The sequence below is a fragment of the Polaromonas sp. P1_A2 genome, from assembly GCF_056406895.1.
On record NZ_JBFTZI010000002.1, the window covers coordinates 1 to 26,875 of the forward strand.

A 26,875-nucleotide genomic window follows, 5' to 3' on the forward strand; every position below is an offset into this window, starting at 1 on the left:
CGCCCAAGCCCGCGCCCAAGCCCATCGTGGCAAGGCGCGGCGACGACCGCCCCGGCATGAAGAAAGCCGACCCCGTGGCCGCGGGGCGCGGCGGCAAGTTCGGCGACCGCAAGGACGCGCGTCCCGGCGGCAAGCCGGGCGGCCCGCGCCAGGGCACTGACAACAAATTCGAACCCTACCGCCCCGACCGCGACGCCCGCCCGGGCCGTGACGAGCGCGGCCCGCGCGGCAGCGAGCGCCCGGCCTTTGAAGAGCGCGGCCCGCGCCTGGGCGACGCCGCCTTCCGCGCCCAGCGCGAAGCCTTTGAGGCGGCCAACCAGGCCCTGAAAAAGCTCGCCGTGCAGGCGCACGGCGAGGTGCTCACGCACCTGCTCAGCGCCTGGGAAAAACGCGACCCGGCACAGTTGCCCAGCGCACAGGAGCTCGGCAAGGCCGTGCCGCCCGCGGTGCGCAACCGCTGGGTGCAGGCCGTCGGCACGCCTTCGGGCAAGGACGCCTCCGAAGCGCTGCTGCGCCTGGAAATCGCCGCCGACCTGCCCACACCGGCCGAGCACATCAGCGCGCGCCGCATGCTGCAGCTGCAGCTGCTGACCAAACGCAACGCACCCGCGCCGGCCGAAACCTGGGGCGAAGACACGGCCCAGGTGCTGGCGGCCGACTTTGACGCCGGCAATGCGCGGCGCGTGCAGAACGTGCTCAAGACGCTGCTCAAACGATGAGCGCTGCTGCCGCTGCTGAGGTTTTGCCCCAGGAGCGGCCGCAAACCTTGGGCGAGGAAATCGCCAACAGCGTGAGCCACGGCGTGGCGCTGCTTGCCGCGGTGGCGGCGGCGCCCTTTCTGGTGGTGGGCAGCATGCGGCAGGGCGATGCCATCGATATCGCGGGCGCCTCGGTGTTTGCCGCCAGCATGGTGTTGCTCTACTTCACGTCCATGCTGTATCACGCGCTGCCGGCGGTGCGCGCCGCGCGCGCCAAAAGCGTGTTCCAGGTGCTGGACCACGGTGCGATTTTTCTGCTGATCGCGGGAACCTACACGCCCTTCACGCTAGGCGTGTTGCGCGGACCCTGGGGCTGGACGCTGTTCGGCCTGGTCTGGGCCATGGCGCTGGCCGGCGTGGCGGTCAAAGCCGTCGCGGGCATACGCTACCCGCGCGTGTCCACGGCGCTGTACCTCGCGATGGGATGGATTGCCGTGATCGCCGTCAAGCCCATGCTGGAACTCATTCCAGGCTGGGGCCTGTTCTGGCTTGTGGCCGGCGGGCTTTTCTATACCCTGGGCGTGGGCTTTTTCGCCACCGATTCCAGGCTGCGTTACGGGCACTTCATCTGGCACCTGTTCGTGGCGGCGGGCACCGCCTGCCACTGCGTGGCCGTGCTGTATTACGCGGCCTAGGCCTTACCCGGGCTTGAACGCCTTCCCGCGCCGCTAGGACAGCAGCCGGATCAGCATATCCGGGTGAATGCCCCAGCCTGCCAGGCCGGCCAGGCCCATCATCACGCCAAAACCCGTGGGCACCAGCGCCAGGAAATAGAGCCACCAGAAATGGGTCAGCGCCGTGACGGCCAGCAGTGAAATGGCAATGGCCAGCAGGGCGTCGGCCAGGTCGAACTGGTCGTCGCGGAAATTCGCGGCGTCATAGTCTTTCTGGTCCTGCTCGGCCAGGGTTTTCAGCTCGTCTTTTTTTCTGGCCTGCTCGGCCGCCAGTTGCTCGTACTGCGCAATGGCCTTCTGGTAATTGGCTTGCTCCGACGCTGGCTGTGACGGGGCGGCCAGCCGCAGTTGCAGCAGCGTGCCTTTGGCGACTTCCTCGCGGATGTTGCGCGCCTGGTAGAAGTTCCAGTGGTCCAGCTTGTTGGCCTGCGCCTGCTGCATCGCCTGGACGATGTTGTCGTCCTTGACCTTGCAGATGCCCATGAAGGTGGCCAGCAAGGCAATCGTGATGGCTACAAACTGGTTGAGTTTGCGGAACTGCGCAAAGGATGCGTCGTCGGCGTCGTCGCCCTTGGCAACTTCAAGGGGATCTATATCCATGGGAAGGACCTGTTCGTGAAAAAGGGTTCGGGGGCAAGCGGGCTGCAATGGTACCCCGTGCCATCAGCCTGGCCTGGCGCCGCCGCAAGCTCAGCGGGCCGCTTCGATCAGGTGGGCAATTCCGTCATAGCCCAGCCGCCGCGCATGCTGCAGCGCGTTCAGGCCGTCGTGGTCTATCAATGCCGTGTTCGCGCCTGCCGCGAGCAGTCGCTGGACCACGGCCGTGTGCCCCTGCATGGCGGCCAGCATCAAGGGCGTGCGGCCCGCCGCATCGGCGGCATTGAGGGCCGCGCCTTGCTGGAGCAAACGCCCCACCTGCGGCAGGTCGCCCGCGCGGGCCGCGTTTTGCAATGCGCTTGCCAGTTTGGGTGTGCCGGGTGCTTCCGCGCGCGGGGAGGGCGCAGAAGCGCTGAGTTTTTCCCGTCGCTGCTCTGGTGCTGCGGCCTCGGCTGGCGCAGCGGCGGCGCGTGCCGCCGGCGCTGCCATGGCGGGGGCCGCGGCTGGCGCAGCGACCGGTGCGGCGTCCCGCATGGAAGAGGCCGCCTGCCCGCCCACCACCGCCTCGGCCGGGGGGGCAGGACGTGCGAGTTGCGAGCTTTCTTTGGCGGCGGTAACTTCCGGCGCGGGTGGCGGTGGAGCCGCCGGGGCGGGGGGCGGCGAAGGCGCGGGTGAAGGCGCAGATGGGGGCGCAGGTTGGGGCGCAGGTTGGGGCGCAGGTTGGGGCGCCGCGCTTGCCTGGGGCGGCGGCGCGGCTTCGGTTTCGGCCTTGCGTGCCACCGAGCCTGTGACGGAGGGCTGGGGTGAGGGTTTTCCGGCGGAGGGTGCCGCGGGGGCTTTCAGGGGCGGCGGCTGGCCCGTCTTGGCGCTGCGGCTATCGGCCTGGGGTGTTTGTTGCGGTGCGGCGGCTGGCGCTGCCTCAGCTGCGGGTGGCGCGCTCGCACTGGGCTGGCCAAACGCCAGGTCTTTTTCTTCGTCGGTGCCGCGGTCGTATTGCAGCACCAGCAAGCCGGTCAAGCCGGCCAGCGCCAACCCGGCCAGCGCGGAAATTTTCCAGCGCGACTGGTTGGCGGCGGTCGCTGTGGGTGCGCTGTCCGCCGTCGTGGAGGCTTTGTTTGCGGCGATCACCATCTGCGCGTGGGCGCGCACCGCCTCCCGCACATGGGCGCCGGGGCGGCGCGTGTCCTGCGCGCTGGCCTCGCGGTAGCGCTGCGTCAGCTCATCGCCGGGCGGGCTGCGGTCAGGCTCTGTCATGCAAACTCCTGTAGCTGCTGGCGCAGGCTGTTTCGCGCATAGCGCAAACGGCTTTTGGCGGTCTCGAAATTCACGCCGGTGGCGGCGGCGATCTCGTCCACGCTGAGGCCGGCTTCGGCCTGCAGCAAAAAGGCTTCGCGCTGTTCGCGCGGCAGGCGCTCGACCGCGGCGATCAGCGCCGCCGCCTGCTCGCTGGACTCGAGCCGGCGCAGCGGGCCGAAGCCGGAATCGGCCGCCAGCGTGTCGCCGATTCCCGGGCTGTCTTCGTCGCCGCCTGCCTCAAGGCTCACATGGTGGCGCGCGCTGCGAAAGTGGTCAACGAGCCGGTTGTGCGCCATGGTGAACAGCCAGGTCTTGAAGCGCGCCGACACCGTGTAGGTGGGCGCGCTGCGCGCCACGGCAAACCACACGTCCTGCAGCAGGTCGTCGGCCACCGCCTGCACCCGCACGCTGCGAAACACATAGCGCCACACGCCGAGCTCGTGGCGCGCATAGAGCGCATCGAAAGCCGCGATGTCGCCGGCTGCATAGCGCAGCATCAGCGATTCGTCGCTGTCTTCGGCTGCGTTGTCTGGCGTCGGGGCGCTGGGCATGCGCCACTTTATCAGCCCCCACGGTCGCGCACTGCGTGTCGCTCCCTGCCCCCCGAGGGGGCCGCTGCGCCTGCGGTCTGGCAAAGCCAGTCCCGCGGCCCCGGCTGGCTTGGAGAAGCCCCACCCCCACTGCGTGTAGCTTCTTGCGCCATCAAGAGGGATCAGGCACATAAGAAGGGTTGCGAGACTCCGGGAATGGATTGGGGCCGGGAATCGTCGGTATCGGCTGACGGATCACGCCGGCGGCAACCAGGTTCTCGCGGCTGTCATAACGGATGCGTATCACCTCGTTGGGCTGGGCTTGCAGGCGCGCGAAGCTGGTGTGCGAGACCACCGAGCTTTCGCGCGCGCCGTGGCCCGTGCCCAATTTGGGAGCCGGCAAGGGGGCGGCCTGCGGCTTTCTGAGCAGGCCTTCAGCGGAGGCTGATGCCTCCGCGCCGCCGAGGATGCGATCTGCCAGTGCGGATTTGCCGGCGGCCGGTGATTCCGCGGCGGGTGCTGCAGGGGCCGCGGGGGCGTCGGCCTCACGCTCGCTGCGGCGGGGGCTGGAATACACGGGTGCCTGTGCCACCGGCTCGGGCGGCTGTTCGCGAAACAGCGCCACGCCGATCACGCCGATATTGGCGGGCCGGCCGGTGCGGCCGGCATAAGAGTCCCCCAGCGCGGAAAACTCGAACGCGGCGACCTCGCTGCTGCTTTTGCGCCAGCCCGTCACCTGGTACTGCTGCCAGGGCGAAAACACATAGCCGGTCTGGTCCCAGGCGGCGGTTTCGCCGCTCAGCACATTGACGCCGTCGACGGCGGTTACGGCCAGCAGCCGCTCGCCAAGTTTGTTGCGCACGGCGATCGCGTATTTGGCGCCGTACTGGCCGGCCACCCAGTATTCGCCGCGGTGGTAGTACAGCGGCAGTGTGGCGCCGGTATTGCGGTCCACCACGGTGACGTCGGCCAGGCGGCCTATGGCATGGGCTGGCAGGGCCCAGGCGGACAGGGCCAGCAGGAGGGAGGCGGGGAGGATAAGGGGTTTCATGGGGGCTCCAGAAAGAGGGTGGAGCTCCCTGAAACGGGGCAACTGGGGAAAAGGGGTTAAGCGCGGCGCTCAATACCCCGGTTTCGGAGCTTTGAGGCCCTTGCGGCCCCTCACGCCTATTTGGCGGGAATGAAGAATTTGTCGAACAGCACCGTCAGCGCCGGGAATTCCCGGGTGAAACGTTCGCGGTTGACGAAATAGGCCTCGCAGGCCACGGCAAAAAACTCGGCCGGCGAGTTCGCGCCATAGTCGTCCAGCCACGGCGGCTCGGCGCCGAAGCGTTTGGCCATGGCGACTTTCTCGCAAAATTCATCAAAGGCCGGCTGCATCACCGAGTGCCATCCGCTCATGGCGCTGCGGGTGGACATGGGCGGGCAGCCGTCGGCCGCGCCGTCGCGCATGTCCATCTTGTGGACGAATTCGTGGATCACCACGTTGTGCCCATGTTCGGCCGCGCTGCCCGCGGCGGCTACGTCCTGCCAGCTCAGGGTGACGGGGCCGCCGTCCATGGCTTCGCCCAGCAGTTCTTCACTGTAGCGGTGCACCACGCCGGCCTGGTCGGTGACTTCGCGGCGCGCCAGCATGGCACCGGGATGCACCACGATGCCCTTGAAGTCGTCATACCAGCGCAGGCCCAGGTGCAGCACCGGCAGGCAGGCCTGCGCGGCGATCGCGACGGCCATCTCGTCGGTGACTTTCAGCCCCTGCGCGCCGGTGAACTCTTTTTGCTTGAGGAATTTCCCGGCCATCTCGTGCAACTGCTGCAGTTCGGCCACCGGACGGCGGGCCAGGAAGGGAAACTGCAGCAGGGTGTCCATCCACAGGGTATCGGGAATGGTCTTGGTGGGGGCGCTTTGGCGCCCCAGCGTTCTTAACCAGTTCAGCATGGGGTGGGTGTCTTGGTCGTGGGCAAGGCTTAAAGAGTGGAAAAAAGGGTCAGCACAGGGCGATGCGCTGCAGGCCGGCGGCGGACAGGCGCAGCACGTCTGCGCGCGGAACCGGGGCGGCCGGGTCCCAGTCGCTAAGCACCACCCGCGCCAGGCCCTCGCCCAGATCGTGCATGGCCGGCTTGTGGGTGTGGCCGTGGATCAGGGTGGGGGCCTTCGCGGCGCGCAGCCATTGGCGCGCGGCTTCGGCATCGACGTCGGCGTAGGATGCGCCCGATTGCTTGCGCGCCTCGCTTTGCCGGCGCAGCGCGCGTGCGATCTCCTGGCGCTCGGCCAGCGGCTTGGCCAGGAAGGCGCGCTGCCATTCAGGGCTGCGCACCTGCTGGCGGAACGCCATGTAGTCGGTGTCGTCCAGGCACAGGGCGTCGCCGTGCGACAGCAGCCAGCGCCGGCCCGAGCCCGCGGGAAATTCCAGCACCGTCGGGTCGTGCAGCAAGGTGGTGTTGCACAGGTCCATCAAGGCCTGGCCTACCAGGAAGTCGCGGTTGCCGTGCATGAAAAAGAGCGCCAGCCGGCCGGCGGCTTCGCCCATGGCGCGCGCGCAGCGCGCGTCAAAACCAGCCGCGGGCGAGGACAAATCTTCGCCCACGGCATCGTCACCGACCCAGACTTCAAACAGGTCACCCAGGATGAAGACCGCGTCGGCGGGCGTGCTTTCAAGGTAATGCCGCCAGGCCTCGAAGGTGGCCGGCTCGCCGGCCTGCAGGTGCAGGTCGGAAATGAAATCGACCGTGCGCCAGGACGGCGGCGCCAAAAGCTCCGCGATCTCGGGGACGGCCTGGGGGGTGTTCACCGGCTGGGTGGGCGGGCTCAGTCCAGCGAGATGGCTCGCTGGATGATCACGTCTTCCATGGGCACGTCGTCGTGAAAGCCCTTGCGGCCGGTCTTGACGGCCTTGATCCTGTCGACCACGTCGGTGCCGGCAATCACCTTGCCGAACACGGCATAGCCCCAGCCCGAAGCGCTGGGCGCGGTGTGGTTCAGGAAGCCGTTGTCGGCCACGTTGATGAAGAACTGCGAGCTGGCCGAGTGCGGCGCGTTGGTGCGCGCCATGGCGATGGTGTAGTTGTCGTTCTTCAGGCCGTTGTTGGCTTCGTTCTCGATTTCAGCGTCGGTGGGCTTTTGTTTCATGCCGGGCTCGAAGCCGCCGCCTTGCACCATGAAGCCGGGAATCACGCGGTGAAACACGGTGTTGGCGTAGTGGCCCTTGTTGACGTAGTTCAGGAAGTTGGCGACGGTCTTGGGCGCCTTGGCGGCATCCAGTTCCAGCGTGATGACGCCGTATTCGGCGATGTGGAGTTCGACTCTGGGCTTGCTCATGATGGTGTCCTGTAGGGGGAGGGCGGTTAATTGACGAGGGTTGCTGATTTGATGAGGACGGGCGTTTTGGGAACGTCGCTCGGGAAGGGGCCGCCCGCGCCGGTCGGCACCGACTTGATTTTGTTGACCACGTCCATGCCGCTGACGACCTTGCCGAAGACGGTGTAGCCGTACAGCTGGGGCGCGTTGACGAGCTGCGCGCGCGGGGTGTTTTCATAGACACGGCCCTGGTATTCGAATTTGGGCACCGGGTCGCCGGGCGGGATGACGGTGGGGTCCAGGAAGTCGTTGTCCTTCACGTTGATGAAGAACTGCGCCGAGGCGGAGTTGGGGTCGTTGGTGCGCGCCATGGCCAGGGTGCCGACCACATTCCTCGGGCCGCCTTTGGCCAGCGCCTCACGGCCTTCATGCGGCACGGGCGGGCGGGTTTTCTTCTCGGCGTAGGTGGCGTCGTAGCCGCCGCCCTGCACCATGAAGTTGCTGATCACGCGGTGGAAAATCGTGCCGTCGTAGTGTTTGTCCTTGACGTATTGCAGGAAGTTCTCGACGGTCTTGGGGGCTTTGTCGGGATAGACCTCGACCACGAAGTCGCCCTCGCTGGTGGCGAATTTGACCTTGGGCGCGCTTTGCGCGAGCGCCGGGCCGGCCAGCAGGGCCAGGCTCGCGGCGGCGGCCAGCGCGAACGCCGCGCGGCGCAAGGGGGAATGGAGGGAATGCAGGAAAGAGGCCGCGGACATCGCCGGCCTGGGGTGAACTGCCATCAAATGGCTCCTTCGAAAAATATTTTCCACTGGCTGCCCTGGCGGACCCAGTATTGGCGCTTGGTGCGGCCTGTCTTGGCGCCCTTGACCAGCTCGCCAAAGGTTACCACCATCGTGTCGGTGCTGTCGGTCCAGCGCAGGTAAGACACATCCTTGAGCTGGATACCGCGCCCGCCCAGCTGCTTGAGCTCGCTTTGCAGGGCCGGCGTCCATTCAGCCAGGGTCTTGCCGTAGCTCGTGAAGTCGGGGGTGTACCAGGCGGTGAGCTTGGCGATGTCGCCGCTGGACTTGGCGCTGTGCCAGCCCTGCAGCACGTTTTCAAAGGATTTGATGTCGGACGCCAGCGATTGCGGCGCCACCCATTTGAGGCTGTGCGCGATGACGACGGGCGTGCTGCGCACCTCGACGGTGCGAATGATGCGTTCCAGGTCGGGATTGGCCAGCACCACGCAGCCGTCGGTGGACAGCGGCGCCCGCGAAAACTGCGCCGGCGGCGTGCCGTGCAGCCAGATGCCGCCGCCGGTCTTGCCGCGCTTGACGTCGAGCTGGTTGGGGTAGTTGATGGGCAGCGCGCCCGAGCCGTAGAAGTCGCGCAGCGATTTGGGGTCCAGGTTGCTGGTGATGAAGTACACCCCCAGCGGCGTGCGCAGGTCGCCCTCGACGGATTTTTCAATGCCGGACTTGCCGACCGAGATGTAGTAATCGGCCACCAGCTTGATGCCGGTGGGCGTGTTCTCGAACAGGTAGAGGCGCGACCTGGAGGCGTCGACGGCGATCGCATGCTTGTTGCGCGGCGACAGCGCCAGGAACTGCGAGGGCACGGTGCCCGGCGCCGGGCGCTCGCGCAGCGCACGCAGCCTGAGCAGCGATTCCTGGCGCAGCTCGGCCAGCAGCGGGGCCGCGGCCTTGTTGGCGGTGATGTCGGGCACGTCGCCGGGCGCGCGCAGCGGGCGCGTGAAGCCGGCCAGCAGGTCGCCGTAGACCAGTTGCGCGAGCTGGAAATTGGGGTGGTCCTTGACCAGGCTCTCGGCCTTGCGCAGCGCTTCGCGCGGGGCGGCCTGGCCGATCAGCTTGTAGATTTCAATCAGGCGGGCTTCCGCCTCGCCGTCGCGTGCCGCGCGTTGCGGCGCGGCGGCGCTGCGCGCCACGGCCTTGGCCGCGGTTTCAACACGCGCGGACGCAAGTGCCGGCACCAGGCAAGGTGCCACGAAAAAAAGGGCGGTGAGCACCTTTTTCATGCAAGTTTCCGAGGCAGGGTGCCGGCCGGCGAAGAGGGGCAGGGACGGGCTGGGTAAAACACGTGGGCCAGGTCAGCCGCCGGTGGATTCCTTGACGATCACCCAGCGGTCACCCACCTTGGCGAGGTCCAGGGTCTTGCGGCTGGAGATGTTCAGCGAATCGGCGCTGTAGTCCTGCTTGAAGCGGGCCGTGGCCTTGTTGCCCTGCACCGAAATCGACAGGTTGGAAAGTTTCACGCTGATTTTGGACTTGCCGACGATGCGCGCGCGGCGGTCTTCTTCCCAGGCCTTGCGGGCTTGCTTGCCGGGCGGCTCGAAGTTCTGCCCGTAGCTGCCGAGGTAGCCGCCCATGTCCTTGTCGGACCAGGCCTGGGCCCAGCCGCGCACGGCGGCCTCGACTTCCTTCTCGGCGCCGGTGGCCGCGGCGGGTGCGGCTGCAGGTGCCGGGGCGGTGGCGGCGGGCGCCGGCGTCGCGGCGGGTGCTGGGGCGGCGGGAGCAGCCGCAGGCGCGGGTGTGGGCTTGGCGGCCGGTGCCGGGGCTGCTGCCGGCGCGGCGGCCGTGACCTGGCCGGAAGCCTGGGCGCCGGCGGCGGGCTTGGCGGCGGCTTGCGGCTGGGCCTTGGCGTCGGCCGAGAACAGGTTGCGGATCAGGGCCAGCTTGGGCGGAACGGCCGCATTGCCGCCGTCCAACTGCAGTGCCTTGCTATAGGCCTGGCTGGCCAGGCGGGCATAGACGTCGCCCAGGTTTTCGTGCGCGGTGGCATAGCTGGGGTTGGTGCGTATGGCCATTTCCAGCGCGGCGCGGGCCTTGTCGAACTGGCTCTGGCCGGCGTACAGCACGGCCATGTTGTTGTAGGGCTCGGGCAGCTCGGGGTAGTCTTCGGTGATCTTGGTGAAGGTGGCGATGGCCTCGTTGGCCTTGCCGGTCTCGGTCTGGATCACGCCCTTGAAGAAACGCATTTGCGGGTCGCGCGGCTTGCTGGCGAGGTATTGGTCGACCTTGGCCATCGCCTCGGCGAACTGGCCGGCGCGCATCAGGCGGCTGACATCGGCATAGTCGTCGGCATGGGCCGCGGACATCGACAGGGCGGCGGCAGCCACCAGCAGGCGCAGGACGGCTGACAGGGGTTTGCGTTTAAAAAAGTTTTGCGTGGGCATAAGAACTTCTCGCTATTGTTTTGGGTCCCCTGGGGCTGGTTGAGGGCCGTGGGTCGAAAGTTGCCATAAACAGCCCGGCTTTTCAGGTGGCCAGAGGGGCCGCTGAATGTTGTCCATCGGGCTGGATATACTGGCCGATTGTAGCTGAGGGGGTATAGTCCATGGCCGCCCGGATTCCGTACTTTTCCGTTTTGTCGCAGGTTTTTGCGCGTATGCCAACCGGCCCTTGTCCGCCCCCGGTGTCCGTGAGATAAACCTTTCTGTTCCCCCTGTCCAATTGATAGTCGGTTTTCGACCGATGTCTCCCGCCGCCCCAATTTTCATGAGCCTTCGCATTTACAACACGCTGTCGCGTGCCGTGGAAGAATTTTCCCCCCTGGAGCCCGGCCATGTTCGCATGTATGTGTGCGGCATGACGATTTACGACCTGTGCCATATCGGCCATGCGCGCATGATGATGGCCTTCGACGTGGTCCAGCGCTGGTTCAAGGCCAGCGGCCTGCGCGTGACCTATGTGCGCAACATCACCGACATCGACGACAAGATCATCAAGCGGGCGGTCGAGCGCGGCATCAGCATCCGGGCGCTGACCGACGAGATGATCCAGGCCATGCACCAGGACATAGGCGCGCTGGGCATGGAGCCGCCCTCGCTGGAGCCGCGCGCCACCGAGTACGTGCCGCAGATGCTGGGCCTGATCGCCACCCTCGAGGGCAAGGGCCTGGCCTATAAGGGCTCGACCGGCGACATGAACTATGCGGTGCGCAAGTTCCCCGGCTACGGCAAGCTCTCGGGCAAGTCCCTGGACGAGCTGCGCGCCGGCGAACGCGTGGCGGTGCTGGACGGCAAGGACGACCCGCTGGACTTCGTGCTCTGGAAGAGCGCCAAGCCCACCGAGCCCGAAGACGCCAAGTGGGACAGCGACTACGGCCCGGGCCGCCCCGGCTGGCACATCGAGTGCTCGGCCATGAGCTGCCAGACATTGGGCGAGACCTTCGACCTGCACGGCGGCGGCGCCGACCTGCAGTTTCCGCACCATGAAAACGAGATCGCCCAGAGCGAAGGCGCGAGCGGCAAGCCGCTGGCCCGCTTCTGGGTGCACAACGGTTTTGTGCGGGTGGACAACGAAAAAATGTCCAAGTCGCTGGGCAATTTTTTCACCATCCGCGACGTGCTCACGCGCTACGACGCCGAGACCATCCGCTTCTTCCTGGTGCGCACGCACTACCGCAGCGCCCTCAACTACAGCGACGCCCACCTGGACGATGCCCGCAGCGCGCTCAAGCGCCTGTACACCGCGCTGGACGGGGTCGCGGCGGACACCGTCGCCATCGACTGGGCGCAGCCCTTCGCCGCCCGCTTCAAGGCGGCCATGGACGAGGACTTCGGCACACCCGAGGCGGTGGCCGTGCTGTTCGATCTGGCCGGGGAAGTCAACAAGACGCGCTCGCCCGCGCTGGCGGGCCTGCTCAAAAGCCTGGGCGGCTGCCTGGGCCTGCTGCAGGGCGAGCCCGGCGCCTACCTGCAGGCCGGCGCCGGCCTGGACGAGGCCAGCATCCAGGGCCTGATCGCCCAGCGCGCCGCCGCCAAGGCCGCGAAAAACTTCGCCGAGGCCGACCGCATCCGCCAGGACCTGCTGGCCCAGGGCATTGTGCTCAAGGACTCCGCCGCGGGCACGACCTGGGAGGTCCAGTCGTGAGCCTTGCCCGACCGGTCGGCCCCCAGCCGCCGCTGAACCCGCAGACCCTGCGCAAGGCGCCATGAAACAGGTCGTCAAAAGCGGCCCGGCCAGCGCCGAACTGGCCGACGTGCCGGGCCCGGTCGCCGCGGCCCCCGCCTACTGGGCCGAGGCCTGCAAGCACCTGGTCAAGAAAGACCGCGTAATGAAGCGCCTGATCCCGCAGTTCGGCGACGCCCACCTGCAGGCCCGCGGCGACGCCTTCAGCACGCTGGCGCGCAGCATCGTGGGGCAGCAGATCTCGGTCAAGGCCGCGCAAACGGTGTGGCACCGTTTCGAGGCCCTGCCCAAAAAGATGACGCCGGCCAATGTGCTCAGGCTCAAGGTCGACGACATGCGGGCCGCCGGCCTGAGCGCGCGCAAGGTCGAATACCTGGTCGACCTGGCCATCAACTTCGACGCCGGCACGGTGCACGTGAAGGACTGGCAGTCCATGGACGACGAGGCCATCATCGCCGAGCTGGTCGCCATTCGCGGCATAGGGCGCTGGACGGCCGAGATGTTTTTGATCTTTTACCTGATGCGCCCCAATGTCCTGCCGCTGGACGACATAGGCCTGATCAGCGGCATCAGCCAGAACTATTTTTCCGGCGAATCGGTCAGCCGCAGCGACGCGCGCGAGGTGGCCGCCGCCTGGGCGCCGTACTGCAGCGTCGCAACTTGGTATATTTGGCGCTCGCTGGATCCCTTGCCGGTCCTGGGTGCCCCTGGCGGCACCGAGCAAGATCTAAGTTTGAAGAAGCCCTGAGGAGCAATACATGGCGAAGAAAACCTTCCTTGATTTCGAGCAGCCGATCGCGGAACTCGAAGGAAAAATTGAAGAACTGCGCTACGTCCAGACCGAGTCGGCCGTCGATATCTCCGAAGAGATCGACCAGCTGGCCAAAAAAAGCCAGCAACTCACCAAAGACATCTACAGCGACCTGACGCCCTGGCAGATCACCAAGATCGCCCGCCACGCCGAGCGTCCCTACACGCTGGACTACATCAACGAAATCTTCACCGATTTCGTCGAGCTGCACGGCGACAGGCACTTCGCCGACGACCTGTCCATCGTCGGCGGCCTGGCCCGCTTCAACGGCACCGCCTGCATGGTGCTGGGCCACCAGAAGGGCCGGGACACCAAGGAGCGCGGCCTGCGCAACTTCGGCATGAGCAAGCCCGAGGGCTACCGCAAGGCGCTGCGCCTGATGAAGACCGCCGAGAAGTTCAAGCTGCCGGTGTTCACCTTCGTCGACACGCCCGGCGCCTATCCCGGCATTGACGCCGAGGAGCGCGGCCAGTCCGAGGCCATAGGCCGCAACATCTTCGAGATGGCGCAGCTTGAAGTGCCCATCATCACCACCATCATCGGCGAGGGCGGCTCCGGCGGCGCGCTGGCCATCTCGGTGGCCGACCAGGTGGTGATGCTGCAATATTCGATTTACTCCGTCATCAGCCCTGAGGGCTGCGCCTCCATCCTCTGGAAGACCTCCGACAAGGCCCAGGAGGCGGCCGAAGCCCTGGGCATCACCGCGCACCGCCTCAAGGCCCTGGGCGTGATCGACAAGATCGTCAACGAGCCCGTGGGCGGCGCCCACCGCGACCACAAGCAGATGGCGGCCTTCCTCAAGCGCGCCCTCAACGACGCCTTCCGCCAGGTCAGCGACCTGAAGGTCAAGGAGTTGCTGGACCGCCGCTATGAACGCCTGCAAAGTTATGGCCGCTTTACCGACACCAAGGCCGACGCTAAATAAACTGCCGGCCGCCCGCGCGCCGGGCACGGCGTGAGCGGCCCTAACCCGGCGCTGCCGGCGCTGGCGGCGCTGGAATCCCTTGATCCCGTTTTACCTGTGGGCGTGGCCTACAGCGGCGGCGCCGACTCCACGGCGCTGCTGCTGGCCGCCGCGCAGCGCTGGCCGGGGCAGGTGACGGCGCTGCACATCCACCACGGCCTGCAGGCTGCCGCCGACGACTTCGCGCGGGTTTGCGACGTCACCTGCGCGCGCCTGAAGGTGCCGCTTCAGGTGCTGCGCGTGCAGGCCGGCAACGCGGCGGGCCAGAGCCCCGAGGATGCGGCGCGGCTGGCGCGCTATGCCGCGCTGGCGCAGGCCGCCACCGAAAAGGGCCTGGGTGCGGTGCTGCTGGGCCAGCATGCCGACGACCAGGTCGAGACCCTGCTGCTGGCGCTGAGCCGCGGCGCGGGCCTGCCGGGCCTGGCCTCCATGGCCGCGCGCTTTGAGCGCGGCGGCGTGCTGTTCCTGCGGCCGCTGCTGCAAGTCCCCGCGGCGGCCCTGCGTGCCTGGCTGCTGGAGCAGCAGATCCCCTTTGTCGACGACCCGACCAACAGCGATGAGCGCTACACCCGCAACCGCATACGCGCCCGCCTGCTGCCGGCCCTGGCCGAATCCTTTCCGCAGTTTCGCGAAACCTTCGCGCGCAGCGCCCAGCACGCGGCCCAGGCGCAGGCCCTGCTGGCCGAGGTGGCCCGTGAAGACCTGGCCCGTGTCGGCACGCCACCCGCCATTGCGGCCCTGCAGGCGCTGTCCGCGCCGCGCCAGGCCAATGTGCTGCGCCACTGGTTGCTGGAATCGCATGGGGCCACGCCCAGCGCCGCGCAGCTCGAGCAGCTGCTGTCGCAGATCGCCGCCTGCACCACCCGCGGCCACCGCATCCACCTCAAGGTCGCGACCGGCCATGTCACGCGGGCCGGCGCGGCCCTGCGCTACGAAGCCGCGGCGGATAAGCCGGCTTAACCAGATAGTAGTCCTAGGTATAATTGAAGGCTTTGCTGGCGCCGCAGCACCGCTAAAAAGACTCTCAAATAGCGCTTTTTGCCGGTAACAGCCCGCAAAAAATTCGCAACAACTTCTGATTGACATCCTGCAATGGCATTGATCGTTCATAAATATGGCGGCACGTCGATGGGCTCGACCGAGCGCATCCGCAACGTGGCCAAACGCGTGGCCAAGTGGGCGCGGGCCGGCCACCAGATGGTCGTCGTCCCCAGCGCCATGAGCGGCGAAACCAACCGCCTGCTGGGCCTGGCCAAGGAACTGGCGCCCGCCAAGGCCGGCGACGCCTACAGCCGCGAACTCGACGCCCTGGCCGCCACCGGCGAACAGGCCTCCAGCGCGCTGCTGGCCATTGCGCTGCAGGCCGAAGGCATGCAGGCCGTGAGCTACGCCGGCTGGCAGGTCACCATCAAGACCAACAACGCCTATACCAAGGCCCGCATCGAGTCCATCGACGACGAGCGCGTGCGCGCCGACCTGGACGCCGGCAAGGTCGTCATCATCACGGGCTTTCAGGGCGTGGACGAGGGCGGCAACGTCACCACGCTGGGCCGCGGCGGCTCCGACACCTCGGCGGTCGCCATCGCCGCGGCGCTCAAGGCGCATGAATGCCTGATCTACACCGACGTCGACGGCGTCTACACCACCGACCCGCGTGTGGTGCCCGAGGCGCGCCGCCTGCACACCGTGAGCTTCGAGGAGATGCTGGAGATGGCCTCCATGGGCTCCAAGGTGCTGCAGATCCGCTCGGTGGAATTCGCCGGCAAGTACAAGGTGCCGCTGCGCGTGCTGTCCAGCTTCACCGAATGGGACATCGACATCAACGAAGAAGCCAAGTCAGGCACTTTGATCAGCTTTGAGGAAGACGAAAACATGGAACAAGCCATCGTATCGGGCATCGCTTTCAACCGCGATGAAGCCAAAATCTCCGTGCTCGGCGTGCCCGACACCCCCGGCATCGCCTACCAGATCCTGGGCGCCGTGGCCGACGCCAACATCGAAGTCGACGTCATCATCCAGAACATCAGCAAGGACGGCAAGACCGACTTCAGCTTCACCGTCCACCGCAACGACTACTCCAAGGCCGTCGACCTGCTCAAGACCCAGGTCGTCCCCAAGCTGGGCGCCCAGGAAGTCACCGGCGACGCCAAGATCTGCAAGGTCAGCATCGTCGGCATCGGCATGCGCAGCCATGTGGGCATCGCCAGCAAGATGTTCCGCGTGCTGAGCGAGGAGGGCATCAACATCCAGATGATCTCCACCAGCGAAATCAAGACCTCCGTGGTCATCGACGAGAAGTACATGGAGCTCGCCGTGCGCGCCCTGCACAAGGCTTTTGACCTGGACCAGCCGTCCACCTGAAAATGGCCCGCAAGTCGTGAGATAATCGATTTATTGGAAACGTGACCGAGTGGCCGAAGGTGCTCCCCTGCTAAGGGAGTATGGGGTGTAGAGCCTCATCGAGGGTTCGAATCCCTCCGTTTCCGCCAGTATAAAAAGCCGCCTTCGGGCGGCTTTCTTGCGTCTGCCAAAAACTCATCACTGCACCAACGAAGCCGCAAGCTGCCCCACCTGTGCCAGCGCGGCATCACGCTCCGCAGCCGGCCGTTGTGTGCCGGTCAGGTAAGCCGCCACCAGCAAAGGCGCGCGCCCACCAGGCGGCCAGACCAGGCCCACGTCGTTGGTGGAGCCGCGGGCCCCGCTTCCTGTCTTGTCGCCGACACGCCAGCCCGGCGGCAGCAACGCGCGCAGGCGGCGGTCGCCGGTGGTGTTGGCTTGCAGCCATTGGACTAGCAACTGGCGCGAGGCATCGGACAGCGCCGAGCCCAGCGTGAGCCTGTGCACCGTGGCCAGCATGGCGTCCGGCGTCGTGGTGTCGCGCACGTCGCCGGGCGCCGATTCATTGAGTTCGGGCTCTGTGCGGTCCAGCCTTGTCATCTTGTCGCCCAGGCTGCGCAGGTAGGCCGTGAGCCCGGCTGGGCCGCCGAAGCTGGCGAGCATCAGGTTGGCGGCCGCGTTGTCGCTGACGATGATGGAGGCCTCGCACAGCGCCGCCATGGGCAGGCCTTGCGGGCCTATGTGCTGCTGGGTCGTGGGCGAGTGGGGCAGGATGTCGCCTGCCGCGATGGGGATTCTTCGGTCCAACTGCTCCTGGCCGCTATCGACGCGGTGCAGCACGAGTGCGGCCGCCAGCAGCTTGAAGGTGCTGCACATCGGAAAGCGTTCGCCGGCGCGGTAGCCGTATTTCGCGCCGCTGCCGGTATCGAGGATGGAAACGCCCAGCCGGCCGCCGCTGGTTTTCTCGATGGCCGCCAGGCGCCGGGTGAGGGATGCCGGGGTCGTACTACCGGGCCTGCCGCCGGAACCCAATGATTTCTGGGTGTAACTGAACAATCCACCTGCGACCACCAGACCGCTCAATGCACCTGAAAACTGCCGTCTCTGCATGTTTTTTCCTCTGAGATTGTTGAACAAGGCCGTGACGATAACAAGGGCCTGGCGATCCAACAAACGGCAATAATCAAGGCTATCCATAAGTAAATCTGGGGCTTAACGCTTATGCACCTTCCTCTCAATGCCTTGCGCGCCTTTGAGGTCTCGGCCCGGCACCTGAGTTTCACGCGGGCGGCCGACGAGCTCAACGTGACGCAAACCGCCATCAGCCAGCATGTGAAGAACCTCGAGGAGCGCATGGGCGTGCCGCTGTTTCGCCGACTGCCGCGCGGGCTGGCGCTGACCGATGAAGGGCTGGCCCTGTTGCCGGTGCTGGCCGAGTCTTTCGGCCGCATGGGCTCGGTGCTGGAGCAGTTCAAGGACGGGCAATTCCGCGAAGTGCTGACGGTGGGCGCCGTCGGCACCTTCGCCGTGGGCTGGCTGATTCCGCGCCTGCGGGATTTCCAGCGGGCCCATCCCTTTATCGACTTTCGGCTCTTCACCAACAACAACCGCGTCGACCTGGCCGGCGAGGGCCTGGACTATGCGATCCGCTTCGGCGACGGCGCCTGGCACGGCACCGAGGCCGAGCCCCTGCTGGTGTCGCCGCTGTCGGCCATGTGTTCGCCCGCGCTGGCCCGGGGCCTGCGCGAGCCCGCCGACCTGGCCAGGGAGCTGCTGTTGCGCTCCTACCGGGCCGATGAATGGGCGCGCTGGTTTGCCGCGGCCGGGGTGGCCTGCCCAGTGGTCCGGGGCGTGGTGTTTGATTCTTCGCTGACCATGGCCGAGGCGGCCGCGCAGGGCGCCGGTGTGGCGCTGCTGCCGGTGAACATGTTCGCGCGTGAATTGCAGGGCGGGCGCCTGGTGCGGCCGTTCGCGGTGGAAATCGAAACCGGCGGCTACTGGCTGACCCGGCTCAAATCGCGGCGGGCGACGGCCGGCATGCGCATCTTCAGGGACTGGTTGCTGGCCGCGGCGGCCGCTGTGTGATTCGCGAACGCCCTGACCGCTTCACCACTGCGTGGAGCCCGCGGCCCGCTCGACTTCCTCAAGCGCGTAGCGGGTGAACTCGTCGATCTCATTGGACTTGTCGAACACCGCGTCTGCCCCTATGGCCAGGCAGCGTTCGCGCACGGCGGGTGTGGCGTAGTTGGTCAGGACGATGACCTTCTGCCTCAAGTCCCTCTCGCGGCAATTCATCACCACGCCCAGGCCGCTGCCCTCGAGCAAAAACAGGTCGACGATGGCGAGGTCCCAGGAGGCCTTGTTTTCGTTCAGCCACTGGACCGCTTCGCTTTCCTTGCTGGCCCAGCCCACGATGCGCGCGCGAGCCAGTTCCTCCAGTGATTCCGCGAGGCTGTCGCGGATGACGGGGCTGTCTTCAACCAGGTAGATTCTGAGGCGCATGCAGCTTGGGGTAACGGGGATTCGGGTCCGGTGGAATATGCCGAAGTTTACTGAGCGAACGCGTATTTCCGACTTGGGAAAAACGTGGACGGACGATTATGAAACAAAGCGTGAAAAAATCCCCTGGGCCGAGCGACCTTCGCGCCTTGGGGCCCGTTCGCCATAATTCGCGGTGTTCCACGCCGAAACAGATTACGGACCCCCATCATGCGCCTGCGCCACATCGAAGTCTTCAACGCCGTCATGCTGACCGGCAGCGTGAGCGGGGCCGCTCGCCTGATCAACGTCACGCAGCCGGCCGTGAGCCGCATCCTGCAGCACGCGGAACTGCAGCTGGGCTTCGCGCTGTTCCAGCGCAGCAAGGGCCGGCTGACGCCGACCTCCGAAGCGCTGACGCTGTACCCGCACATCGAGCGCCTGTTCGCCCAGCTCGACGAAGTGCAGCGCCTGGCCGCCAACCTCAAGACCGGCGGCAGCGCGGGGGAGCTGCGCATCCTCACGGTGCTGGCGCTCAGTTATGAAATCCTGCCGCATGCCCTCAAGCTGTTTCGCGTCAAGCATGCCGACGTGGCCATCACCTTGCAGGCCCTGCATTCGCCGCAAATCGTTTCGGCTTTGGCCTTGCAGGAGGCCGATGTCGGCTTCCTCTTCAGCCCGGTCGCGCATTCGGCGCTCGCGCAGGAGCACCTGGCCGACGGCCGCATGGTGTGCGTGGCGCCCAAGGGCATGCTGGCCTCGCGCCTGGTCAAGCGCGGCAGTGTCACGCTGGCCGACCTGAGCAAGTCGCCGGTGGTCGGGCTGGACGCGCTGGACCCGGTGGGCCGCAGCCTCAACCAGGCCTGCCGCGAAGCCGGCGTGGGCCTGGAGTTCCCCATCACGGTGCAGACCTACCACTCGGCGCTGGCGCTGGCCCACCACGGGCTGGGCATCGCCGTGATAGACACCTGCACCGCGGCCTCGGCCGACCCGGCGCGCGTGGACGTGCTGGAGCTGGAGCCGCTGATCCCCGTGCCCATCAAGGCCTTGTTTCCGGCCGGCAAGCCCGGCTCGGTGGTGGTCAGGGCCTTTGTGCGCTGCTTCCAGCAGGCCTTGACGCATAGGGCCTGAGAGCGCCGGTCACCTCGCGATCATGCGGCTGATACGCTGCGCCGAACCGAAGGCCAGGGTAAAGCCCAGCGCGCCGTGGCCGGTGTTGAAAAACAGGTTGTCCGGCCCTTTGGCGTGCCGGCCTATCACCGGCAGGCCGGTCGGTGTGGCCGGGCGCATGCCGGCCCAGGGGTTCAGTTCCTCAAAGCGGCTGCAGCCCGGGAAAACCGTCTCGGTTGAAGCCTGCAGCGAGGCGATCTGCGCCGGGTCCACGGCCGTGTCGTAGCCCGAGAGTTCGGCCATGCCGGCCACGCGCAGGCGCGAGCCTATGCGGGCGAACACCACCTTGCGCGCGCTGTCGGTCACGCTGACCGAGGGCGCCGCATGCTTCCCTGGGGCGACGTCCACCGTGATGCTGTAGCCCTTGAGCGGATAGACCGGCAGGTGCAGGCCCAGGCCTTGCGCCATCAGGGCCGAGTCCGCGCCCAGCGCCATGACAAAACGCTCGGCCTCGATGTGGCCTTGCGGCGTGGCCACTGCGGCGAGGGACTTGCCGCGCTGCACCAGCTGCTCGATGGGCGTGCCCAGCAGAAAGCGCACGCCCAGCCGGCGCAGCACCACCCCCAGCGCGTCGCAGGTTTTCTGGCAGTCGGCGGCGCATTCGCCCGGTGTGTAAATGGCGCCGGCGATCTGCCCATGGCGGCTTTTGAGTGCGGGCTCTATCTCCACGCAGCGGTCGGCGTCGACGGCTTCCTGGTTGCTGCCCAGTTCGCGCTGCAGCAGCATCTGGCGCTGCGCGGCCGCGAAAGCGGCTTCGTCGGAATACAGCACCAGCTTGCCGGTGGCGGAAAAATCGTTGTCGAGTTTTTCCTCGGCCATCATGGCGTCGAAGGACTGGCGGCTCAGCGCCGCCAGCGACAGCAGCTGGCCCGTGGTGTCGCGAGAGGTCTTGCTGTTGCAGGCTGCCAGGAAGCGCAGGCCCCACAGCCACTGCCGCGTGTCCAGGCGCGGGCGCAGCTTGAGCGGCGAGGAGGGCGACAGCAGCAGCTTGGGCAGTTGCCGCCAGATGGCCGGGTCGGCCAGCGGCTGGACGTAGGAGTAGCTCAGCTGGGCGCCGTTGCCGCCGCTGGCGCCGCTGCCGGGGCTGGCGCGGTCCACCACGGTGACTTCATGGCCGGCGCGGCGCAAGCTGTAGGCGGTCGCGAGGCCCACGATTCCCGCACCGAGCACGCACACATGCATAAAAACCCTTGTTGTTTCTCGAATGGACGCGACTGTACGCAAGGCGCGCGGGTTTGAACAATGCTGAATTCGCCCACGGCCATGACCTTTGGTTATGCCCCGGGCCCCATGGCGGTGCGCTTGGGTAAACCATGAGTTTTTGTCATGGGTTTGACGCGAAAATGAATGACACGCCGGGCGCCGCAGTTCCTACACTAGCGATGCCAGTTTCACCCGGTTACCGAAACTACCAACCCATTGCCCCCGAAAGGACACGCATGAAATTCACTACCCTCATGAGCGCCGTGCTGCTGACAGCCGGCCTGGCCGCCAACGCGGGCGCGCAAACCGTGCCGACGCTGAAAAAGGTCGCCGACAGCAACAAGATCACGGTGTCCTACCGGGAAGCATCGGTGCCTTTCAGCTACCTGATCGGCTCCAAGACCTCCGTGGGTTTTTCCGCGGAACTGACCGAAGCCATCATTGACGACGTGCGCAAGAAGGTGAAAAAGCCCAACCTCGAAGTCGCCTACATGCCCGTGACCTCGCAGAACCGTATCCCGCTGCTGGTCAACGGCACTTACGACCTTGAGTGCGGCTCGACCACCAACAACTCCGCGCGCGGCAAGGACGTGGCCTTTGCCATCAACCACTTCTACACCGGCACCCGCCTGCTGGTCAAAAAATCGTCCGGCATCAAGAACTACGCCGACCTGGCCAAAAAGACGGTGGCCAGCACCACCGGCACCACCAATGCGCAGGTGATCCGCAAGTACAGCGCCGACAAGAAGCTGGACATGCAGCTGATCCTGGGCAAGGACCATGACGACTCGCTGCTGCTCGTCGAAAGCGACCGCGCGCTGGCCTTCGCCATGGACGACATCCTGCTGTTCGGCCTGATGGCCAATTCCAAGAACCCGGCCTCGCTGGAAGTTGTCGGCGACTCGCTGCAGGTCGAGCCCTATGCCTGCATGCTGCGCAAGGACGACCCCGAGTTCAAGAAGCTGGTCGACGGCACCATCACCCGCCTGATCAAGTCCGGCGAGTTCACCAAGATGTACGCCAAGTGGTTCACCTCGCCGATCCCGCCCAAGGGCGTGAACCTGAACCTGCCCATGAGCGAGGAGCTCAAGGCCAACCTGAAGGCGCTGAGCGACAAGCCGGCGCTGTAAGCCCGCCGGGGAGCGCCGGCGCGCCGCTCCCCGCTGATGGCTTCGGCCATCCCGCTGCCGCCCTCGGTGAGGACGGCAGTTCTTCCCCCCAACAACACGATACGGCCAAGCCACCAGGCACAGGCGGCCGGCGTGTGCCTGGATTTTGCTGTCCGGGCCCACTGACACTGAAAGGCATGACATGAACAGACCCCGCGTGGTCGGCATCCTGGGCGGCATGGGGCCTGCCGCGGGCGCGGATTTTGCGCGCCTGTTTGTCCAGGCTTGCGCGGACCACATGCGCGCGCTGGACATTCCGGTCTCGGATCAGGGCTTTCCCGAGCACTGGCTGGCCCAGGTGCCGGTGCCCGACCGCAGCACGGCGCTGGAGTTGCCCGGGCCGGGCGGCCACCAGCCGCTGGACCCCATGCTGCAGGCCATGGGCAAACTGGCGGCGCTGGGCGCCACCACGGTCGCGGTGGCCTGCAACACGGCCCATGCCTGGCACGGCCAGCTGCAGGAGCGTTTTCCGCAGCTCGAAGTGCTGCACGTGGCGCGCGAGGTGGCGCAGACGTTGGCCGCGCGCGGCGTGCGCGAAGTGGGCCTGCTGGCCACCGAAGGTACATACCGCGCCGGCCTGTACGACCAGGCGCTGCGCCAGGCCGGCCTGCAGTGCCACACACCCACGGCCGGCGAACGCGAACGCCTGATGCGCGGCATTTATGAGGGCGTGAAAATGGGCAACATGGACCTGGCGCGCGAATGCTTCACCGGCGTGGCCGAAGCGCTGGCCGCGCGGCATGGGCTCTCCACGTTGATACTGGGCTGCACCGAGATACCGCTGGCCCTCAGCGCGGTGCCCGGCATGGAAACGCTGGACCTGGTGGACCCGGCGGCGCTGCTGGCGCAGGCTTTGGCGCAGCGGGCCTACGCGGCTTGAGCGGCTCTTAGTCCGCGGAGGCGCTCCAGCGGTTATTCCAGGCCTTGTCCAGCGTGCGGCGGTCGCGCTTGGTGGGTCGGCCGTGTTCCTGGGCGCCGGCCGGGTCGCTGTTCAGGCGGCGCTGCTCGGCGGCCTCGGCCTTCAGGCGCAGGCTTTCTTCGGTTTCCTCATAAAGCTGCTGGGCCACCGGGGCCGAGCCGCGCTGGCTGCTGATGCTGCGTACCACCACGGTGCGGCTGACCTGGCCCTGGCGCAGCGACACGGTGTCGCCGGCTTTGACCTCGCGCGCGGGCTTGGCCTCGGCGCCGTTGACCTTGACCCGGCCCTTGTCGATCTCCTCGACCGCGAGCGCGCGGGTTTTGTAAAAGCGGGCCGCCCACAGCCATTTGTCGATGCGCAATTTATCCATTGGCGGCTATTTTGAACCAAGACCCAACGCCCCTGCCGGGCGCGTGGGCGCTTCAGGCCGTGGGGAGGCGGACTACCGCGTCCAGCCCCGTGACCTGGCCGTGCACGACGCGGTTTTCCAGGGTGATGCTGCCGTGCATGGTTTCGACGATCTCGCGGCAGATGGCCAGCCCCAGGCCGGAGCCGTGGCGCACGTCGCCCGCCGAAAACGGCTCGTAAAGCCGCGCCGACAGCTCGGCCGACACGCCGGGCCCGCTGTCACTCAAGGTCATCGCCACAAAGCTGGCGTCGCGCACGATGCGCACGGCCAGCGGGCCGCCGGCCGGCGTGTGCTTGATGGCGTTGTGCAGCAGGTTGCGTGTGAGCTCGCCCAGCATCCATTCATGCGACCGCACCTGGGCGGGCACGGTTTCAATCTCGAAGTCGATGTCTTTTTCGGCGATCAGCGGCGAGAGGTCCAGCGCCACCGAGCGCACCACCTGCGCCAGGTCTATGGCCTGCAGGTCGGCCTGCTGGCGCAGCTGCTCCACCTTGGCCAGGGCCAGCATCTGGTTGGCCAGCACGGTGGCGCGGTCCACGGTCTGGTTGATCTCGCCGAGCGCGTCGCGCGCTTCCATGTCGCCGCGCAGCGCCGACTGTACCTGCACCTTGAGCACCGCCAGCGGCGTGCGCAGCTGGTGGGCCGCGTCCCGCACAAAACGCTTCTGGTTGTCCAGCAGGTGCTGCAACCGGCCCATGACCTGGTTGGTGGCCTCGATCAGCGGCAGCAGCTCGCGCGGCGCGTCAGGGGCGGCAATGGCCGTCAGGTCGCCTTCGGGGCGGGCCTTGAGCTCGGCGCTGAGCCGGCGCACCGGCCGGGTGGCGCGCTGTACCACCACCACCGCCACCAGGGCGATCACCGCGAGCAGGACGGCCTGGCGCCACAAGGTGTCAAAGAGTATCTTGCGCGCCAGTGTCTTGCGCAGCTCGAGGGTTTCGGCCACCTGCACCACGGCCATGGCCCGGCCCTTGCCGCTGGCCACGGGCTGCAGCAGCACGGCGACGCGAACCGGTTCCTCGCGGAACACGTCGTCATAAAAATCCACCAGCGCCGAATACGGCGGGCGTATGGGGATCTCGCCGCGCCAGAAGGGCAGCTGCGCAAAGCCCGAGACCAGGTCTCCCTTGAGGCTGGAGACGCGGTAGAACAAACGGCTCTGGTTGTCGGCCTCGAAGGCCTCCAGCGCGGCATAGGGCACGGTCACGCGCAGTTCGGACTGTTCGTCGTAGCCGGTCACGTCCAGCTGTTCGCCGATGGACTTGGCCGAGGCCAGCAGGGTGCGGTCATAGGCGGTGTTGACCGCGGCCAGCGCCTGGCGGTACAGGCTGGCGGTGTTCACGATGATCAGCAGGCCCACGGGAAGCAGGATGCCGGTCAGCAGATAGCGTCGTAGCGAGATGGCCCGCTGGCTCGTGGGTTCGATCGGCGCAGGCTCCCGGCCGCTCATGCATCCACTTTCAGCAGGTAGCCCAGGCCGCGCAAGGTGACCAGCGTGACGCCGGTCTGGGCCAGCTTTTTGCGCAGGCGGTAGACCACCACTTCGACAGCCTCGTACTGCACGTCGGTCTCGCCGGGAAACACCAGCTCGAAGAGGCGTTCCTTGGACACGGCGTGGCCCAGTTTGCCTATCAGGGTCTGCAGCAGGGCCAGTTCGCGCGGCGTGAGTTCCAGCACCTGGTCGCGGTGGTAGATGGCGCCGCTTTCCCTGTCATAGCGCAGGTGGCCGACGAACTGGGGCGCGGCGCCGGGCTCCGCGCCGGCCGCGGGGCGGCGCCGGCTCAGGGCGCGCAGCCGCGCCTCGAGTTCGTCCAGGTCAAAGGGCTTGGGCAGGTAGTCGTCGGCGCCGGTGTTCAGGCCGACGATGCGGTCGCCCACGGTGCCGCGGGCCGTCAGGATCAGCACCGGGGTCGTCAGGCCCTGGCCGCGCGCCTGCGCCAGCACCTGCAGGCCGTCCAGGCCGGGCAGGGTCAGGTCCAGCACCACCACGTCGGGCTGCGTGGCCTTCCACTGCGCCAGGGCCTGGCGGCCGTCGGTGCAGCTGAAAACCTCCATGCCGCGCCGCCCCAGGGCGCGCTGCAGCGCCGCCTGCATGGAGGCGTCATCCTCCACCAGCAGCAGTTTGACCGTGGACATCACCGTGGGCATCATGGGTTAGGGCTTGCAAACACAGTGTTAACAGGCCCCCGACATTAGCACTTTCCCCAGTCCCGCCGGACAGCCGTTTGACAGCCAGGGGGTGCATGATAGGCGGGTTATCAGCCATCCGGGCGCCCCGGGCGCCCATCCACAGGAGACATTCCCATGCGTCGCGATACCTTTCTGAAATCCCTGGCGGCTCTGGCCGCGACCGGTGCCTTGCCCCTGTCGGCCTCCGCGGCCGCCAACATCAAGATGTTGATTCCGGCCAATCCCGGCGGCGGCTGGGACACCACGGGCCGCGCCCTGGGCAAGGCCATGACCGACTCCAAGGTCGCCGACACGGTGACCTACGACAACAAGGGCGGCGCCGCCGGCGCGCTGGGCCTGGCCCAGTTCGTCAACGGCTCCAAGGGCGATCCCAATGCGCTGATGGTGATGGGGGCCGTGATGCTGGGCGGCCTGATCACCGGCAAGCCGCCGGTGAGCCTGTCGCAGGCCACGCCGATCGCGCGCCTGTCCAGCGAATACAACGTGTTCGTGCTGCCCGCCAATTCGCCTTTCAAGACCATGAAGGACGTGGTCGACCAGCTCAAGAAGGATCCCGGCAGCGTGAAGTGGGGCGGCGGTTCGCGCGGCTCCACCGAGCACATCGCGGCGGCCATGATCGCGCAGAAGGTCGGCGCCGATCCTTCCAAGATCAACTACGTCGCCTTCCGCGGCGGCGGTGAGGCCACGGCGGCCATTCTGGGCGGCAACGTCACGGTGGGCGGCAGCGGCTACAGCGAGTTCGCGGAGTACATCAAGGCCGGCAAGATGCGCGCCATCGCCGTGACCTCCGGCAAGCGCCTGCCCGGCGTGGATGTGCCCACGCTCAAGGAGCAGGGCATAGACGTCGAAATCGGCAACTGGCGCGGTGTCTATGGCGCCCCCGGCATCACGGCCGAGCAGCGCAAGGCCCTGACCGACCTGGTGCTGGCCGCGCTGAAATCGCCGGCCTGGGCCGAAGCCGTGAAAAAGAACGACTGGACGCCAGCCGTCCTGTCGGGCGATGCTTTTGCCAAGTTCGTCGACGACGACTTCGCCGCCCTGCGCGCCACCATGGTCAAGTCCGGCATGGTCTGACGCTTCACGCCTTTGCGCGTGTAAGCAAGCATGTAAGCGTGCAAGGGCGCCACGCCGTCCCGGGTTCAGATTTGATGAAAATTTGA

27 protein-coding genes, 1 tRNA gene and 1 pseudogene are annotated in these 26,875 nt (G+C 67.0%); 13 read left to right on the forward strand and 16 right to left on the reverse strand.

The features are described 5' to 3' along the window. Together AC1D09_RS06970 and trhA are read left to right on the forward strand one after the other, a co-directional pair. Window positions 1-719 (forward strand): annotated as a pseudogene (locus AC1D09_RS06970) (DUF349 domain-containing protein); the annotation flags it as partial. Then, window positions 716-1,393, forward strand: coding sequence for a PAQR family membrane homeostasis protein TrhA (gene trhA / locus AC1D09_RS06975; protein WP_477664043.1), 678 nt, complete (start codon window positions 716-718; stop codon window positions 1,391-1,393). The pseudogene AC1D09_RS06970 and the gene trhA, both read left to right, overlap by 4 nt. A 33-nt stretch (window positions 1,394-1,426) precedes the next feature. Here the strand turns inward: trhA and AC1D09_RS06980 are convergent, their stop codons facing one another. The 10 genes from AC1D09_RS06980 to AC1D09_RS07025 all read right to left on the reverse strand — a co-directional run bounded on the left by AC1D09_RS06980 (window position 1,427) and on the right by AC1D09_RS07025 (window position 10,330). Continuing rightward, complete coding sequence (locus AC1D09_RS06980) at window positions 1,427-2,032, reverse strand: DUF4337 domain-containing protein (RefSeq protein WP_477664044.1); 606 nt, start codon at window positions 2,030-2,032, stop codon at window positions 1,427-1,429. A 90-nt stretch (window positions 2,033-2,122) separates the two neighbouring features. Beyond that, the gene (locus AC1D09_RS06985) at window positions 2,123-3,283 is read right to left on the reverse strand and encodes an ankyrin repeat domain-containing protein (protein ID WP_477664045.1); all 1,161 of its coding nucleotides are present in this window, start codon (window positions 3,281-3,283) and stop codon (window positions 2,123-2,125) included. After that, entirely contained in the window at window positions 3,280-3,876 is a 597-nt protein-coding gene (locus AC1D09_RS06990; RefSeq protein WP_477664046.1) for a sigma-70 family RNA polymerase sigma factor, read from the reverse strand. Before AC1D09_RS06990 ends, AC1D09_RS06985 begins: the two co-directional genes overlap by 4 nt. 151 nt (window positions 3,877-4,027) lie before the next feature. Further along, complete coding sequence (locus tag AC1D09_RS06995; protein WP_477664047.1) at window positions 4,028-4,906, reverse strand: hypothetical protein; 879 nt, start codon at window positions 4,904-4,906, stop codon at window positions 4,028-4,030. Window positions 4,907-5,022: 116 nt separating this feature from the next. After that, a complete protein-coding gene (locus AC1D09_RS07000) occupies window positions 5,023-5,793 on the reverse strand; it encodes a M90 family metallopeptidase (RefSeq protein WP_477664048.1) in 771 nt (256 codons plus the stop codon). Between the two features lie 49 nt (window positions 5,794-5,842). Further along, window positions 5,843-6,646 carry a UDP-2,3-diacylglucosamine diphosphatase gene (locus tag AC1D09_RS07005; RefSeq protein WP_477664049.1) on the reverse strand — a complete coding sequence of 268 codons (804 nt, stop codon included), beginning with the start codon at window positions 6,644-6,646 and terminating at the stop codon, window positions 5,843-5,845. 17 nt (window positions 6,647-6,663) lie between these two features. Continuing rightward, on the reverse strand, window positions 6,664-7,173 hold the full coding sequence (locus AC1D09_RS07010) for a peptidylprolyl isomerase (protein WP_007873399.1): 510 nt from the start codon (window positions 7,171-7,173) through the stop codon (window positions 6,664-6,666). A gap of 26 nt (window positions 7,174-7,199) precedes the next feature. Next, the gene (locus tag AC1D09_RS07015) at window positions 7,200-7,910 is read right to left on the reverse strand and encodes a peptidylprolyl isomerase (RefSeq protein ID WP_477664054.1); all 711 of its coding nucleotides are present in this window, start codon (window positions 7,908-7,910) and stop codon (window positions 7,200-7,202) included. A gap of 23 nt (window positions 7,911-7,933) precedes the next feature. Next, on the reverse strand, window positions 7,934-9,172 hold the full coding sequence (locus tag AC1D09_RS07020; RefSeq protein WP_477664050.1) for a L,D-transpeptidase family protein: 1,239 nt from the start codon (window positions 9,170-9,172) through the stop codon (window positions 7,934-7,936). Between the two features lie 72 nt (window positions 9,173-9,244). Beyond that, the gene (locus tag AC1D09_RS07025; RefSeq protein ID WP_477700990.1) at window positions 9,245-10,330 is read right to left on the reverse strand and encodes a L,D-transpeptidase Cds6 family protein; all 1,086 of its coding nucleotides are present in this window, start codon (window positions 10,328-10,330) and stop codon (window positions 9,245-9,247) included. Window positions 10,331-10,652: 322 nt separating this feature from the next. Between AC1D09_RS07025 and cysS the strand changes: the two genes are divergently transcribed. The 6 genes from cysS to AC1D09_RS07055 all read left to right on the forward strand — a co-directional run bounded on the left by cysS (window position 10,653) and on the right by AC1D09_RS07055 (window position 16,332). Next, window positions 10,653-12,029, forward strand: a complete 1,377-nt coding sequence (gene cysS, locus AC1D09_RS07030; RefSeq protein WP_477664632.1) for a cysteine--tRNA ligase — start codon at window positions 10,653-10,655, stop codon at window positions 12,027-12,029. A gap of 61 nt (window positions 12,030-12,090) precedes the next feature. Next, window positions 12,091-12,816 (forward strand): DNA-3-methyladenine glycosylase family protein, encoded by a 726-nt coding sequence (locus tag AC1D09_RS07035; protein WP_007870432.1) that lies wholly within the window; start codon window positions 12,091-12,093, stop codon window positions 12,814-12,816. A gap of 10 nt (window positions 12,817-12,826) precedes the next feature. Beyond that, entirely contained in the window at window positions 12,827-13,804 is a 978-nt protein-coding gene (locus AC1D09_RS07040) for an acetyl-CoA carboxylase carboxyltransferase subunit alpha (protein WP_007870434.1), read from the forward strand. 30 nt (window positions 13,805-13,834) lie between these two features. Then, window positions 13,835-14,803, forward strand: a complete 969-nt coding sequence (gene tilS, locus AC1D09_RS07045; protein ID WP_477700991.1) for a tRNA lysidine(34) synthetase TilS — start codon at window positions 13,835-13,837, stop codon at window positions 14,801-14,803. A gap of 132 nt (window positions 14,804-14,935) precedes the next feature. Then, a complete protein-coding gene (locus tag AC1D09_RS07050; RefSeq protein WP_477664634.1) occupies window positions 14,936-16,204 on the forward strand; it encodes an aspartate kinase in 1,269 nt (422 codons plus the stop codon). Window positions 16,205-16,239: 35 nt separating this feature from the next. Continuing rightward, a tRNA-Ser gene (locus tag AC1D09_RS07055) sits at window positions 16,240-16,332 on the forward strand. A gap of 49 nt (window positions 16,333-16,381) precedes the next feature. Here the strand turns inward: AC1D09_RS07055 and bla are convergent. After that, a complete protein-coding gene (gene bla / locus AC1D09_RS07060; protein WP_477664635.1) occupies window positions 16,382-17,290 on the reverse strand; it encodes a class A beta-lactamase in 909 nt (302 codons plus the stop codon). 111 nt (window positions 17,291-17,401) lie between these two features. Here bla and AC1D09_RS07065 point away from each other — a divergent pair, with 111 nt between their 5' ends. Beyond that, window positions 17,402-18,265 carry a LysR substrate-binding domain-containing protein gene (locus tag AC1D09_RS07065; RefSeq protein ID WP_477664636.1) on the forward strand — a complete coding sequence of 288 codons (864 nt, stop codon included), beginning with the start codon at window positions 17,402-17,404 and terminating at the stop codon, window positions 18,263-18,265. A 21-nt stretch (window positions 18,266-18,286) separates the two neighbouring features. Here AC1D09_RS07065 and AC1D09_RS07070 read toward each other — a convergent pair whose 3' ends face one another. Beyond that, on the reverse strand, window positions 18,287-18,682 hold the full coding sequence (locus AC1D09_RS07070) for a response regulator (protein ID WP_074575365.1): 396 nt from the start codon (window positions 18,680-18,682) through the stop codon (window positions 18,287-18,289). Window positions 18,683-18,889: 207 nt separating this feature from the next. Here AC1D09_RS07070 and AC1D09_RS07075 point away from each other — a divergent pair, with 207 nt between their 5' ends. Next, window positions 18,890-19,789 carry a LysR family transcriptional regulator gene (locus AC1D09_RS07075; protein WP_477664637.1) on the forward strand — a complete coding sequence of 300 codons (900 nt, stop codon included), beginning with the start codon at window positions 18,890-18,892 and terminating at the stop codon, window positions 19,787-19,789. Between the two features lie 9 nt (window positions 19,790-19,798). Here the strand turns inward: AC1D09_RS07075 and AC1D09_RS07080 are convergent, their stop codons facing one another. Then, on the reverse strand, window positions 19,799-21,010 hold the full coding sequence (locus tag AC1D09_RS07080) for a D-amino acid dehydrogenase (protein ID WP_477664638.1): 1,212 nt from the start codon (window positions 21,008-21,010) through the stop codon (window positions 19,799-19,801). Between the two features lie 257 nt (window positions 21,011-21,267). Here AC1D09_RS07080 and AC1D09_RS07085 point away from each other — a divergent pair, with 257 nt between their 5' ends. Together AC1D09_RS07085 and AC1D09_RS07090 are read left to right on the forward strand one after the other, a co-directional pair. Further along, window positions 21,268-22,161 (forward strand): transporter substrate-binding domain-containing protein, encoded by an 894-nt coding sequence (locus AC1D09_RS07085; protein WP_007870531.1) that lies wholly within the window; start codon window positions 21,268-21,270, stop codon window positions 22,159-22,161. A gap of 181 nt (window positions 22,162-22,342) precedes the next feature. Then, a complete protein-coding gene (locus tag AC1D09_RS07090) occupies window positions 22,343-23,080 on the forward strand; it encodes an aspartate/glutamate racemase family protein (protein ID WP_477664639.1) in 738 nt (245 codons plus the stop codon). A 7-nt stretch (window positions 23,081-23,087) separates the two neighbouring features. Here the strand turns inward: AC1D09_RS07090 and AC1D09_RS07095 are convergent, their stop codons facing one another. Genes AC1D09_RS07095 through AC1D09_RS07105 form a run of 3 tightly spaced genes read right to left on the reverse strand, consistent with a single transcriptional unit; the run spans window position 23,088 to window position 25,661 of the window. Further along, window positions 23,088-23,489: an RNA-binding S4 domain-containing protein gene (locus AC1D09_RS07095; RefSeq protein WP_477664640.1), complete on the reverse strand. Its 402-nt coding sequence runs from the start codon at window positions 23,487-23,489 to the stop codon at window positions 23,088-23,090. Between the two features lie 52 nt (window positions 23,490-23,541). Then, entirely contained in the window at window positions 23,542-24,975 is a 1,434-nt protein-coding gene (locus tag AC1D09_RS07100; RefSeq protein ID WP_477664641.1) for a sensor histidine kinase, read from the reverse strand. Next, on the reverse strand, window positions 24,972-25,661 hold the full coding sequence (locus AC1D09_RS07105) for a response regulator transcription factor (protein ID WP_477664642.1): 690 nt from the start codon (window positions 25,659-25,661) through the stop codon (window positions 24,972-24,974). The genes AC1D09_RS07100 and AC1D09_RS07105 overlap by 4 nt, the downstream gene beginning before the upstream one ends. A 168-nt stretch (window positions 25,662-25,829) precedes the next feature. Here AC1D09_RS07105 and AC1D09_RS07110 point away from each other — a divergent pair, with 168 nt between their 5' ends. Continuing rightward, window positions 25,830-26,789, forward strand: coding sequence for a Bug family tripartite tricarboxylate transporter substrate binding protein (locus tag AC1D09_RS07110; RefSeq protein ID WP_413328371.1), 960 nt, complete (start codon window positions 25,830-25,832; stop codon window positions 26,787-26,789). Window positions 26,790-26,875: the final 86 nt, after the last annotated feature.

Coding starts and splice junctions, on each gene's coding strand:
- AC1D09_RS07040 (WP_007870434.1), top strand. CDS start 12,827: ATGGCGAAGAAAACCTTCCTTGATTTCGAGCAGCCGATCGCGGAACTC.
- AC1D09_RS07025 (WP_477700990.1), bottom strand. CDS start 10,330: ATGCCCACGCAAAACTTTTTTAAACGCAAACCCCTGTCAGCCGTCCTG.
- cysS (WP_477664632.1), top strand. CDS start 10,653: ATGAGCCTTCGCATTTACAACACGCTGTCGCGTGCCGTGGAAGAATTT.
- AC1D09_RS06990 (WP_477664046.1), bottom strand. CDS start 3,876: ATGCCCAGCGCCCCGACGCCAGACAACGCAGCCGAAGACAGCGACGAA.
- AC1D09_RS07010 (WP_007873399.1), bottom strand. CDS start 7,173: ATGAGCAAGCCCAGAGTCGAACTCCACATCGCCGAATACGGCGTCATC.
- AC1D09_RS07105 (WP_477664642.1), bottom strand. CDS start 25,661: ATGTCCACGGTCAAACTGCTGCTGGTGGAGGATGACGCCTCCATGCAG.
- AC1D09_RS07080 (WP_477664638.1), bottom strand. CDS start 21,010: ATGCATGTGTGCGTGCTCGGTGCGGGAATCGTGGGCCTCGCGACCGCC.
- AC1D09_RS07090 (WP_477664639.1), top strand. CDS start 22,343: ATGAACAGACCCCGCGTGGTCGGCATCCTGGGCGGCATGGGGCCTGCC.
- bla (WP_477664635.1), bottom strand. CDS start 17,290: ATGCAGAGACGGCAGTTTTCAGGTGCATTGAGCGGTCTGGTGGTCGCA.
- AC1D09_RS07095 (WP_477664640.1), bottom strand. CDS start 23,489: ATGGATAAATTGCGCATCGACAAATGGCTGTGGGCGGCCCGCTTTTAC.
- AC1D09_RS07075 (WP_477664637.1), top strand. CDS start 18,890: ATGCGCCTGCGCCACATCGAAGTCTTCAACGCCGTCATGCTGACCGGC.
- AC1D09_RS07035 (WP_007870432.1), top strand. CDS start 12,091: ATGAAACAGGTCGTCAAAAGCGGCCCGGCCAGCGCCGAACTGGCCGAC.
- AC1D09_RS07110 (WP_413328371.1), top strand. CDS start 25,830: ATGCGTCGCGATACCTTTCTGAAATCCCTGGCGGCTCTGGCCGCGACC.
- trhA (WP_477664043.1), top strand. CDS start 716: ATGAGCGCTGCTGCCGCTGCTGAGGTTTTGCCCCAGGAGCGGCCGCAA.
- AC1D09_RS07100 (WP_477664641.1), bottom strand. CDS start 24,975: ATGAGCGGCCGGGAGCCTGCGCCGATCGAACCCACGAGCCAGCGGGCC.
- AC1D09_RS06985 (WP_477664045.1), bottom strand. CDS start 3,283: ATGACAGAGCCTGACCGCAGCCCGCCCGGCGATGAGCTGACGCAGCGC.
- AC1D09_RS07020 (WP_477664050.1), bottom strand. CDS start 9,172: ATGAAAAAGGTGCTCACCGCCCTTTTTTTCGTGGCACCTTGCCTGGTG.
- AC1D09_RS07050 (WP_477664634.1), top strand. CDS start 14,936: ATGGCATTGATCGTTCATAAATATGGCGGCACGTCGATGGGCTCGACC.
- AC1D09_RS07000 (WP_477664048.1), bottom strand. CDS start 5,793: ATGCTGAACTGGTTAAGAACGCTGGGGCGCCAAAGCGCCCCCACCAAG.
- AC1D09_RS07065 (WP_477664636.1), top strand. CDS start 17,402: ATGCACCTTCCTCTCAATGCCTTGCGCGCCTTTGAGGTCTCGGCCCGG.
- AC1D09_RS07085 (WP_007870531.1), top strand. CDS start 21,268: ATGAAATTCACTACCCTCATGAGCGCCGTGCTGCTGACAGCCGGCCTG.
- AC1D09_RS06995 (WP_477664047.1), bottom strand. CDS start 4,906: ATGAAACCCCTTATCCTCCCCGCCTCCCTCCTGCTGGCCCTGTCCGCC.
- AC1D09_RS07015 (WP_477664054.1), bottom strand. CDS start 7,910: ATGTCCGCGGCCTCTTTCCTGCATTCCCTCCATTCCCCCTTGCGCCGC.
- AC1D09_RS06980 (WP_477664044.1), bottom strand. CDS start 2,032: ATGGATATAGATCCCCTTGAAGTTGCCAAGGGCGACGACGCCGACGAC.
- AC1D09_RS07070 (WP_074575365.1), bottom strand. CDS start 18,682: ATGCGCCTCAGAATCTACCTGGTTGAAGACAGCCCCGTCATCCGCGAC.